At 37.4% G+C, this 11440-nt stretch carries 9 protein-coding genes; 5 read left to right on the forward strand and 4 right to left on the reverse strand.

Annotation, left to right across the window (positions count from 1 at the left end):
• Nucleotides 1–57: 57 nt before the first annotated feature.
• Both QZZ23_RS12130 and QZZ23_RS12135 read left to right on the forward strand, forming a co-directional pair.
• The gene (locus QZZ23_RS12130; protein WP_292470512.1) at nucleotides 58–1368 is read left to right on the forward strand and encodes an APC family permease; all 1311 of its coding nucleotides are present in this window, start codon (nucleotides 58–60) and stop codon (nucleotides 1366–1368) included.
• The gene (locus tag QZZ23_RS12135; protein ID WP_292470514.1) at nucleotides 1365–2666 is read left to right on the forward strand and encodes an APC family permease; all 1302 of its coding nucleotides are present in this window, start codon (nucleotides 1365–1367) and stop codon (nucleotides 2664–2666) included. The genes QZZ23_RS12130 and QZZ23_RS12135 overlap by 4 nt, the downstream gene beginning before the upstream one ends.
• A gap of 33 nt (nucleotides 2667–2699) precedes the next feature.
• Here QZZ23_RS12135 and QZZ23_RS12140 read toward each other — a convergent pair whose 3' ends face one another.
• Both QZZ23_RS12140 and QZZ23_RS12145 read right to left on the reverse strand, forming a co-directional pair.
• Nucleotides 2700–5351 (reverse strand): PAS domain S-box protein, encoded by a 2652-nt coding sequence (locus QZZ23_RS12140; RefSeq protein WP_292470517.1) that lies wholly within the window; start codon nucleotides 5349–5351, stop codon nucleotides 2700–2702.
• Nucleotides 5352–5422: 71 nt separating this feature from the next.
• Nucleotides 5423–6016, reverse strand: coding sequence for an MASE1 domain-containing protein (locus tag QZZ23_RS12145; RefSeq protein WP_366931353.1), 594 nt, complete (start codon nucleotides 6014–6016; stop codon nucleotides 5423–5425).
• Between the two features lie 220 nt (nucleotides 6017–6236).
• Between QZZ23_RS12145 and QZZ23_RS12150 the strand changes: the two genes are divergently transcribed.
• The gene (locus QZZ23_RS12150; RefSeq protein WP_292470521.1) at nucleotides 6237–7649 is read left to right on the forward strand and encodes an ATP-binding protein; all 1413 of its coding nucleotides are present in this window, start codon (nucleotides 6237–6239) and stop codon (nucleotides 7647–7649) included.
• A gap of 222 nt (nucleotides 7650–7871) precedes the next feature.
• The gene (locus QZZ23_RS12155) at nucleotides 7872–8972 is read left to right on the forward strand and encodes a hypothetical protein (RefSeq protein ID WP_292470523.1); all 1101 of its coding nucleotides are present in this window, start codon (nucleotides 7872–7874) and stop codon (nucleotides 8970–8972) included.
• 92 nt (nucleotides 8973–9064) lie between these two features.
• Here QZZ23_RS12155 and QZZ23_RS12160 read toward each other — a convergent pair whose 3' ends face one another.
• Nucleotides 9065–9532: a metal-binding protein gene (locus QZZ23_RS12160; RefSeq protein WP_292470525.1), complete on the reverse strand. Its 468-nt coding sequence runs from the start codon at nucleotides 9530–9532 to the stop codon at nucleotides 9065–9067.
• A 222-nt stretch (nucleotides 9533–9754) separates the two neighbouring features.
• Here QZZ23_RS12160 and QZZ23_RS12165 point away from each other — a divergent pair, with 222 nt between their 5' ends.
• A complete protein-coding gene (locus tag QZZ23_RS12165) occupies nucleotides 9755–10546 on the forward strand; it encodes an HD domain-containing protein (RefSeq protein WP_292470528.1) in 792 nt (263 codons plus the stop codon).
• Between the two features lie 232 nt (nucleotides 10547–10778).
• Here QZZ23_RS12165 and QZZ23_RS12170 read toward each other — a convergent pair whose 3' ends face one another.
• A complete protein-coding gene (locus QZZ23_RS12170; protein WP_292470530.1) occupies nucleotides 10779–11030 on the reverse strand; it encodes a hypothetical protein in 252 nt (83 codons plus the stop codon).
• Nucleotides 11031–11440 lie beyond the last annotated feature (410 nt).

Here is an 11440-nt window from a genome sequence, read left to right on the forward strand (position 1 = left end):
CAGTCGGCAAAGGGATTAATTTTTATAACAGTCCATGAAATAAATGATGGGATTCTGATGAGTGAAAGCAAATCAATGGGATTATGGTCAGCCACATCGATTGGCGTCGGTGCCATGGTGGGTGCAGGAATTTTCTCAATATTCGGGACAGCAACTCAGATATCCGGTAATGCAGTCTACATATCTTTCATAATCGCGGGAGCCATTGCTCTATTAAGCACATATTCCTATGCAAAATTGGGGGTAAGATATCCTTCAGCAGGTGGTCCGGTAGAGTTTCTTATTCAGGGTTTTGGTGATGGTATATTAAGTGGTGGATTAAATCTTCTTCTATGGACAGGCTACATATTCGGACTTGCACTTTATGCAAAAGGATTTGCACTTTATGCAATGACCTTCGTGCCTGCTGGTGCGGCAGCGATATGGTCAAATGTATTTGCTACAGCAATAATTGTAATTTTTACAGCCATTAATTTCATAGGTGCAAAAGCGGTAGGCAAATCAGAACTATTCATCGTATCAATCAAAGTAGGGATTCTTCTCCTCTTTGCCATTTCAGGGCTTTTCTTTATAAATCCAGCAAATCTGTCAGTTGCACAGTTTCCTGCAAGCTCCAACATCTTGTTTGGGGCAGGGATAGTCTTCCTTGCATACCAGGGTTTTGGACTAATAACCAATGCAGCAGAGGATATGGATGATCCTGAAAAGAATCTCCCCAGAGCTCTGTATCTGAGCGTTCTCATCGTCATATGCATCTATGTTCTTGTAAGTTTTGTAGTTGTAGGAAATCTATCAATGTCCGAAATCTCTACTACAAAGGATTATGCACTGGCTGCAGCTGCAAAGCCATTTCTGGGAGATATAGGATTCAAGATAATGGCAATAGCTGCTCTTTTTTCAACATCATCAGCTATCAACGCATCTCTTTATGGTGGTGCAAATGTAAGTTATCTCATTGCTAAGGAAGGTGAATTACCTGAATTCTTTGAGAGGAAAGTCTGGAACAGAAGCACTGAGGGCCTGTTCATTACTTCAGGTCTCGTCATCCTGTGCACAAATCTCCTGAACCTTGAAGGAATTGGAATGCTTGCAAGTGCTTCATTATTGGTGATATATGTGGCAGTTAATACAGCTCATCTGCGTTTGTCCGGGGAGACCGGTGCGAAACGGTATTTAATATATGCATCTTTATTCAGTACCTTGATCTTTTTTGGGATTCTCATTTATTATGAATTTCTTCACTCAGTAACAACATTGATTTTATTTGCACTGGTTTTTATATTCTGCTTTACAGTAGAATGGACTTATAGGAAATACTCCAGAAGGACATTAAAGACCAGAACGGTATGTGATGAGGCTAATGTATGAAAGATGCATCTTCTACAAAATCCATAGGCTACCTTTCTGCAGTTTCCATCGGTATTGGGGGCATGGTTGGAGGTGGTATCTTTGCAGTTCTTGGCCTTGCTGTAAAACTTGGCCAGGGTGGAACACCCATTGCCTTTGCATTTGCCGGTCTTGTCGCTTTGATAACTTCCTATTCATATGCAAAATTATCTATTCGCTATCCTTCCGAAGGAGGAACAGTGGAATTTTTGAATCAGGCATTTGGTTCGAGTTTGATTACGGGGGGTCTTAATGTTCTCCTGTGGCTGAGCTATGTTGTGATGCTCTCGCTCTACGCCTATGCGTTAGGAAGTTATGGTTCCACATTTTTTCCGGTTTCTATGCAGGCAGTTTCAAAACACGTGCTTACCAGCATTATTATTGTAGCATTGACCATGGTGAATATTATTGGTGCAAAAGTAGTTGGTAAATCCGAAGAATGGATAGTTGGCTTCAAAATTATGATTCTGCTTATCTTCATTGGAGGTGGTCTCTGGAGTTTAAAGTCACAGCCATTCCAGCTCACAACAGGCTCCAATCCGCTTCAGCTTGTAGCCAGGGGCATGATAATATTTCTGGCTTATGAAGGATTTGAACTGATAGCAAACACAGCAAAAGATGTAAAGAATCCTTCAAAAACACTTCCCCGTGCATATTATTCTGCCGTTATCTTTGTCATTGCACTTTATATCCTGATTGCCTATGTAACCGTTGGAAACGTATCAACAGACACCATCGTGCAGGCTCAGGACTATGCTCTTGCTGTAGCTGCAGAACCATTTTTAGGGAATTTTGGTTTCAACCTAATTGCGATTGCAGCTCTCCTATCAACAACTTCAGCCATTAACGCAACATTATACGGTGCTTCGCGTGTGAGCTTCATCATAGCCAAAGATGGGGAATTGCCTGAGATACTGGAAGAAAAGATATGGAATCGTCCGATTGAAGGTCTGCTGATAACTTCTTTTTTAACATTAATCGTAGCAAATGTATTCAACCTGTCCAGTATTTCAATAATGGGAAGTGCAGGATTTTTGCTTATCTTTGGAGCAGTAAACGCTTCCAATGTTCGTCTTCATCAGAAGACCGAAAGCCATAGGTGGTTATCAATAACAGGAGTAATCGTCTGTTCTATTGCACTATTGACCCTGATCTGGTATACTTTGAATAACTCGCCAAAAGATATTCTCATACTGGCCTTGATGCTAGGTTTAGCATTTGCCATCGAAGCAATTTATAGAAAGTACACCGGTAGAAGCATAAAGAAGATTCATAGTTGATATGCTTTTAATCCGGCTATAGAATACCGATGCTCAAGTATTTCCAGGTTTGACTGGCATTTCAAATGTAAACGTACTACCCTTTCCAACTTTACTTTGAACATGGATTTTTCCTCCATGCATTTCCACATATCTCTTTACAATTGCAAGACCCAGACCTGTTCCTTCAAACTTACGGGTTAGAAAAGAATCTGCCTGTTTGAAGGGTTTGAATATCTCTTGCTGATCATCTTTTGAAATACCAATACCATTGTCTGATATAGAAACCTGAAGCTTATTGGCGATGCATTCAGTCCTGACAATGATTTTCCCGTTCTCGGGTGTGAATTTGATTGCATTGGAAAGCAGATTATACAAAATATCTTTGACCTTTTTCCTGTCAGCATGCATTTCAATGCCACCAGTTTGAATATCAGTTTTGATATCAATATATTTCTTTTCAGCTACAGGTTGCATTGATATTACAGTTTCATCGATCAGGTCAGTTATTCTGAAATGTTTATACTCAAGTTCCATCTTCCCGGCTTCAATTTTTGATAGATCCAGAATATCATTGATCAATTCTATTAAATGTTCACTGCTGTTAAGAACGTTGGATAGGTACCGGGATTGCTTTTCATTCAATTCACCTGGTATTTTATCATTTAACATCTGTGAAAAACCAAAAATAGAATTGAGTGGCGTACGCAGCTCATGGCTCATGTTAGCAAGAAAATCAGATTTTGCTCTATTGGCAGTCTCTGCTGCAAGCTTGGCATGGAGCAGTGCATCTTCATACTTCTTTCTTTCAGTAATATCCCTGCATACACAAAAAGATAGTTTTTGGCCACCAAACATGACGCCACTTGAAGTGATTTCGACATCAAGAAGAGTACCATCCTTACGACGATGTAGTGTTTCAAAGTGATCGCCTGATTCATCAACAACCCTGATCATTTCAAGCAACTGTTCACGTGTCCATTGAGTGTCCCAATCCCAAATGTGTAAATGGAGAGCCTCCTCCTGTGAATAGCCAAGCATATCTGCATATTTCTGGTTCACCTCGTAAACCTTGCCATCCTGGTCAATGACAACTATCCCATCTGCTGATTTTTCTATAAATATACGCCGTCGAATATCATCTTCTGCAATTTTATTTTCAGCCTGCTTTCTTTCAGTAATATCCTGAATTGTTCCAATAACCATATTTCGTTCAACAAAATACTTTGCCACCGAATGTATTTCGCGAATCTGGCCATCATTTTGTCTTGCTATCTTAAACTGTACATCATATGGTAATTTTTTTTCCAGCAGATTTTTTAGTGCTTTGTCCAGTATAGGCCGATATTCTGGTAAAGGTATTTCTTGTATTTCTTTGATGGTCATGTGTTTATTTTCCACGCCATATATCCTGCCGGATTCTTCTGAAATTTCCACATCGTTGGAATTAAAGTTAAAACCCCAACTTCCAAAGCATCCTATTTTCTGTGCTGTTTGTAACTGTAATTCTCTTCTCTTTAATTCCTCATCTGCTTGCTTGCGCTGAGTGATATCCCTGCCAACTCCCAGTATTCCTATCAGTTGTCCATTTTGATCATACATAGGACATTTAATAGTCTCAAGATATTCCATGTGCCCATCATCAACATAGGTGATTTCCTCTTCATTTATGGAGGGTTTGCCAGCTTGCATTGCCTCTCTATCCTTCTTTGTGAAAAGATCTGCCAGATCCTTGTTTATAAAGTCATAGTCTGTCTTTCCGTAAATTTCTTCTTCCTTTGCACCAAAGAAGCGCTCAAATTTGGAATTGCATATCAGATAAATACCATTGACATCCTTTAGCCAGACTAGATCTGGAATAGTATCAATTAATGTGCGTAATTGACCTTTACTATCCAACAGTGACTTTTCTGTAAACCTCTGTTCGGTTATGTCTTCTCCAACACTGGTAATACTGGAAATATTGCCATCTATGTCTTTGAATGTGGTATTGTTCCATGCTATTGATCTTCGCTGACCATTCTTTGTGATAATTTCGTTTTCATGGTATGAAGGCATATCCGCAGTTTCAATAGTCTTAAGGAAGACGGCTTTTACTTCAGGGATTATTTCTTCTGGCAGGAAAATATCAAACCAATTTTTGTTAAGGACTTCTTCTCTTTTCCATCCCGTAAGATCGAGTAAAAAATCATTGCAGAAAACGATGTTTCCGCCAGAGTCCAGTATAAGTCCTGCAAGCTGAATATTGTTGAAAATTGTATGAATTTGCTTTTCAGATTCAAGCTGATCAATTTCTGCTTTTTTCCTTTTATTGATGTTGATATGTTGTAAAATAACGCTAGTGGGATTATTTTTAGAAAGTGGCTGAACTTTCACTAAATACCAGTGTTTTCCATCAGGACCAAGATGGGTATATTCAAACTTGAATATTTTAGTATTGCCATTAATGACATCTCTTATTCCTTTTTCTATACTGACAGCATTATCCGGTCTTTCAGCTCTAAATTTATCCAGAGAATTCAGATAATTGATTGTATCAGTGCATTTAAGGAGATCAAGACAACTATTTTGTGTAAAATCTTTCCAGCTTTGATTTGCATAAGAAAAGTTCCCATCTGGTGATAGTATAATGATCCCATCTTCCCATAGGTCCATTGAATCAGCTTCAAGATTGAAAACAGGTGGTTTGGTGGTTTTTGAAGACATATCATGTCCTGTTAAATTTATGCATTATTTATTTAAGACATTATATTTTAAAGTATATGATTTCTGGAAGTTCAAACCCAGTACCCCTGTACATAAGATTTTGTCTGCTGAATATATGGAGTGATATACCTGAGTAAAAAGGGGACTATCAGCAAAGTAGTAACAAAATTTCCCAGGAACCATCCTTGAAATGTTACAAGAAACTCTGTCCACTGTATGACTCCATTGGTTACCAACATCATTGAACCCCACAGGGCACCCACCAGATTGTTTAGTATGCAGGCAAAGACAACAAATATTGCTATATCCCTTTTTGTTCGCATTCTGATGTTCACTTTAAAAAATGCAAAAGCAGCCAGAGGTATAATTACCTGCCACAGGTCTGCAAGTGACCATGCCAGATTCAATGAGAAGGGCATATCTGCAAGTATCCCGGCTCCGATCATGCAACCAAGATATGCTGAAAAAGCACCCCATATTCCATACCACATGGCGAATGCTATCATGAATGCTACAGCAAAATACATGCTGGAAACTCCTGGTGCAGGTGATATGGGAGAATTAACGACTGCAAATCGTGATAATAGTGAATTCGTCAATATCAAAAACAAAAATATATTCACATATCTTGAAAGTGATTCTATATTAGGCATGTGTTTTTCCATAAGTCTATTTTTTATTAATGTTTTTTATTAATGTATAGTATCTTTTTAATATATCTAACATTTTACTGTCCATACATCTATATCATTCATTTTATATAATATGTACTAAGTTAATAACTTAGGCCATATTCTAATAGAACAGGCATATATTCTTCTTCCAGGTATACACCATATCCCAGACAAGAGGGGGGCACACAACATAAAAAGTGACTATGTGGACATGGATCCTCTTCGGATCAAAGAGTGGTTCAAAAGACCGTACTCAGTGACAATAACCACTATTTTGATATTTGTATCTGTGCTCTACAATTTCTGGCTCTATACCGGAGAATGGCTTGATAGTGTTCTTGTAAATGGTCTTGTCCCCGCTGATGTTACCTTCATTAAGACATTGACATTTATTTTGATACTTCTGGTGACAAATATCATCTATATGGTCCTCAGCAGACAGGTTGCTCTTTCAAGAACAGTTGAAAACCAGAAAAACCAGCTTGTTCTGTATGAAATGAAATTCCTTGATTTCATTGATAATGTTCCGGATGTTGCTGTTCAGGGATTTGATTTGGACGGCAAGGTGCACTACTGGAATCTTGCAAGTGAGAAAATGTACGGCTATACAAAAGCTGAAGTAATGGGACAAAAAATATCGGATTTGATCATTTCTGCTGAACATGTAGATAATTTTGAGAGTATTATTGCTTACATGCAGAGAGACAGGAACTATAAACAGGCATGTGAGGCTAGTTTCTTAGCAAAGAATGGAAGGAAGTTGCCAGTATTCTCAAGCTACTCTGCTGTTCCAGTATCTGATGAAAAGCTGGAAGTATTCTCCATGGAGATCGATCTGACAGAAAGGAAGAGAATGGAACAAGATCTAAAAGATGCAAAAGAGGTTGCTGAGGCTTATAGTAATGCCAAAAGCAAATTCCTGGCAAGCATGAGCCATGAGATAAGGACACCCTTGAACTCTATTATTGGATTCTCCGATATTCTGACAGATGACTCGTTCGAACTTTCGGGTGAAGATAAAAAAAGATATGCGCAGCACATATCTACAAGCGGAAATCATTTACTTAGTATCATAAACGACATACTTGATATATCCAAAGCAGAGGCCGGAAAGATGGAGCTTCAATATGAGCATATTCTGCTTCCTCTGATAATTAGCGATGTAGTGGAGTCTATGACTCCTTCGATAGCTATCAGAAATATATCGATCCATACCAGTATAGAACCAGATATAGAGATAGTAGAAGTTGATTCAGGGAAATTGAAGCAGATACTTTTCAACCTTATAGGGAATGCGGTTAAGTTTGCTCGTAATGAAGGGAACATCATTGTCAGATGTGAGATTATCGGGGACATTATATGTTTTGAAATTGAAGATGATGGTATCGGAATAAAGGAAGAGGATATTGATAAGTTATTCAAGCCATTTTCTCAGGTAGGAGATCATTCCACAAAAGATAATAAAGGTACAGGATTGGGATTATCGCTTGTCAAAGAATTGGTAGAACTTCACAAAGGTGATGTCTGGGTGAAAAGTGAATATGAGAAGTATAGTATTTTTGGTTTCAGTATTCCTTCACATCGTCTTTCAAGAGTGGATGATCCAGCAGTACAGATCAGGTGAAGAAATCAGTAAAAGCATACTCTTATTAACATATCTCAAAGAAAAAGAGGAACAGAGGTTTTAGTTCTTTTTCTTCACAAGTATTGCAATGGATGACTTTTTAGAATCACCCATAAAATCACCAGATTCCTTTTTGTTCATTGAGTGCAATAACTCCTTACTAAGTTTTGTTCTATAGGAAACAATGTATGTTTGGAGCAAATCTATAAGGGGGAGTATAGTATGAAAATCCATTTTAGTATTTTGTTAAAATTGCTTATTGTTGTCTTTGTGCTTAGCTATCCTGCATCAGCTTTTACCACTATTGAAGGTGGGGATACAATAGTCATAGACGATGTTATAGAAGATGATGTTTATATAGTCGGTAACAATATAATTATCAAAGGAACGATCAACGGGGATTTGATAGTTGCCGGCGGTATGGTGGATATACAGGGAAATGTCACGCAGGACCTGATAGTAGCTGCAGGTGATGTCACCATAACAGGTAATGTAGGTGATGATGTAAGGGTTGCAGCCGGAACGTTGACAATTGACGGATATGTTCAGGATGACCTTATCTCATTTACAGGTGAGACAAAACTAGTCAATACAGGAGCTATTGGTGGTGACTTTACCTCTGCATCAGGCCAGTTAAGCTTACTTGGAGATATAGGCGGAAACATCACGGGTTCAGGTGGTGAAGTCACTCTGGGTGGAACTGTGGGTGGAAATGTAGATATGACCACAGGACAGCTTGTAGTACTGCCAGATGCATACATTGCTGGTAATCTCAAATATCGAAGTCCTGAAAGTGCAGATATTCCTTTTGGAACCGTAGGAAAAGATACTGACTTCCTGCAGGAGAAATATGATGACGAGAAGAATGATTCGTTTTCCATATTTTCATGGTTCATAGGATATCTTGCACTTGTACTGTTGGGTATTCTGGGAATGGCTATATGGCCGAAACAGATTCAAAATATAGTTTCAAAGACTCCTGAATCACCTGGAACAGCATTTCTCACCGGTCTTGCAATATTTGTAGCTGCTTTCATACTCTCATTCATGCTTCTGATAACTATCATAGGTATTCCGGTATCATTGATACTAATGGCATTAATTATGCTGGGACTCTATGCTGCAAGAATATTTACAGCCATATGGCTTGGAAAATACTTGTTCACAAAAATAGAAAAAGAATCAAAACCATGGCTTGATCTGGTGCTTGGAATGTTTGCTTTGCTTCTAGTGTGTGAGATACCCATCATTGGAGCACTTGTTTATATGGCTGCTACTTGCATACCTGTTGGCAAGATGTACTCTGCAGCAAGAAAGCAATAAAAGGACACAAATGTCCTTTTGATTTTTTTGATAATTAACATTGTTGTATATTATAAGAAGAATAAACTGAACCTTCCAATTTGAAATTGATTTTAAAAAATACTTTTTAGCTTTGAGACAAAGCTGTCAGAGATTATATGTACCTCCATTGAGAGCACCATACCTGCCATGGCAGGTATAATGAAATTTGTTGGTATGATCTGCAGGTCCACACCTCCAAGTAGGAGCAATGCTGCAATTATCAATCCAAGATTCAGTATAATAGATAAAGGACCAAGAATAGGGTTGTGTGAAAATCCCCTGTGTTTGAAAATAACCTTATAAGGCCACCAGAGTATCCTTAGCATCCCCCATCGTTTGTATGGCTTACTATTAGTATCGAGATCTGGACTCAGGTAAAATGTTGCAAACAGATAGGCCAGCGAAAATACAAGTAGTGTATACGTGTTCAGATATATAGAGACAAATCCAATTTCTTTCCACATCAGATAATAAAGGCCTGATAGAACTCCTACAAGTACAGCAGTATTAATGGTATCATGAGTTTTTACTTTTGGCATTATTCATTCATCCCCTGAATTTGAATAATAAAAATGCTTATTCTTGCTGTTAAAGCACTATTTAAAATGGATAAATTATATATTTCTGTTTTGTGGTCCCAAATTACCGTATTTATCTATTTACCTATTTATTTAAGTAATACAGTAAATTATAGTTCCAGATCAATAGAGCATTTTGAATATGCATAAAAGCTATTACTTAACAAAACGTTTAGCCTGTAAATGAAAGAAAATGATTTTTCTGCTTTTAAAAAATGGTTCCATATTTATGTCAGTTCTTTCTACACAGATGACGGTTTTATTCAAAAAAACATTATACTCAAGGAAGAACATAGTATCAGGGTATGCGATAATGCCACTTTTATTGCAAAAGCTGAAAAACTGAATGATGAAGATTTTTATCTTGCAAGGACCATTGCTCTTTTTCATGATATTGGTCGTTTTGAACAGATTAAAAAATACAGAACATTTAGAGACTCTGACTCCGAAAATCATGCTATGCTGGGAGTAAAAATCTTAAAGGCAGAAAGAGTCCTTTCATGTCTGCCAGATCATGAGCAGAAAATAATCCTTGCAGCTATTGGACATCATAATATGTATATATTACCGGATTCTCTTGACAGTAGAACTCTCCTTCATTCTAAGATCATAAGGGATGCAGATAAAATTGATATCTATAAAGTCCTGATCGATTATTTTTCTATAAAAAAGGATTCCCCAAATCCTGCATTGGATCTGGAATTGCCAAACACATCTGAATATTCCCCAGCTCTTGTACAGGATATCTTCAATAACAGAATTGCAAGTACTAAAGATGTCAGAACCTGTAATGATATGAACCTGACACGTCTGGCATGGATTTTTGATATGAATTTTGTTGAAACCGTGCGACTTATAAAAGAAAGAGGTTATATTGAAAAAATAATTGCTACCTTGCCAAAAAATAGCGAAATTATGAAACTCCGTATTTATCTGGAAGGATATATGGATCTGATTCTGGATAAAGGGATTTGAGCCTGCAATTATTATGCCTTAAATTACCAAAAAACCTAAGTAAAGTAGGCTACTTCGATTGCCTGGATATTAATTCATTTTTAATGCAGAGTTGATACATTGACAATTAAAGACGGAGATATAGTAAAGGTAGTCTTTTCTTTTTTGTATAGTTTTACCATTGATTGTTAGCATTGTTTTACCTGAGTTTATAATCCCATCCATTCAACCTTTGAGGGTTCTAGAATCTATCTCACATTGATGCCAGAGCTGGTTTAATAACCATTACTCTGCTGGGATAGTAGACCTTCACCATCTGCACCCAACCATGAAATGATATCACATCCCCTTTATGTAATTTTCCAGTTTCGAGAAATTTTCCTATATTTCTGATACTAGCTCTTTTGCATACAAGTTTCCCATTTTCTTTCTTAATATTGATTAAATCCATATTCCTGGGATTGCCCTCATAGTTAAATCTGGAAAAAGATTCAAATTCTGCCACTCGTTTCATTTTTGTGCCGCTATGTGCACTTTCCGTCGTTCTAAAATAATCCATTTTCCCTTTTACAAATTTATTTTAATATTATGTACAAAAATATTACAGTAAAACAAACTTTAAGAAGAAACGATATAAATCTACTGGCAATTATCATGAGCGAGTGACATTATAAGGAGGAAAACACAAGAAATTCATAAGGGAAATAAATATCTAATTAGTTAATGATAGATAGGGTTCAGATGATATCAGGCAAAAAATATTGAGTATTTCTTATACTGAGTGGGAGAAAATAGGTTTCTCTAAGGGTACTTTGCATTACATGAAGTAAAATGCTGAGGCGGATAAGCCATTCACACTCAACTCACACGTAAGGGAACGGTTGGAAATGTGAAATGCGAAAGGAAGCCTATTTG

It is taken from the genome of Methanolobus sp., from assembly GCF_016278385.1.
Lineage (GTDB): Archaea > Halobacteriota > Methanosarcinia > Methanosarcinales > Methanosarcinaceae > Methanolobus.

Coding starts and splice junctions, on each gene's coding strand:
- QZZ23_RS12130 (WP_292470512.1), top strand. CDS start 58: ATGAGTGAAAGCAAATCAATGGGATTATGGTCAGCCACATCGATTGGC.
- QZZ23_RS12135 (WP_292470514.1), top strand. CDS start 1,365: ATGAAAGATGCATCTTCTACAAAATCCATAGGCTACCTTTCTGCAGTT.
- QZZ23_RS12140 (WP_292470517.1), bottom strand. CDS start 5,351: ATGTCTTCAAAAACCACCAAACCACCTGTTTTCAATCTTGAAGCTGAT.
- QZZ23_RS12145 (WP_366931353.1), bottom strand. CDS start 6,016: ATGGAAAAACACATGCCTAATATAGAATCACTTTCAAGATATGTGAAT.
- QZZ23_RS12150 (WP_292470521.1), top strand. CDS start 6,237: ATGGATCCTCTTCGGATCAAAGAGTGGTTCAAAAGACCGTACTCAGTG.
- QZZ23_RS12155 (WP_292470523.1), top strand. CDS start 7,872: ATGAAAATCCATTTTAGTATTTTGTTAAAATTGCTTATTGTTGTCTTT.
- QZZ23_RS12160 (WP_292470525.1), bottom strand. CDS start 9,532: ATGCCAAAAGTAAAAACTCATGATACCATTAATACTGCTGTACTTGTA.
- QZZ23_RS12165 (WP_292470528.1), top strand. CDS start 9,755: ATGAAAGAAAATGATTTTTCTGCTTTTAAAAAATGGTTCCATATTTAT.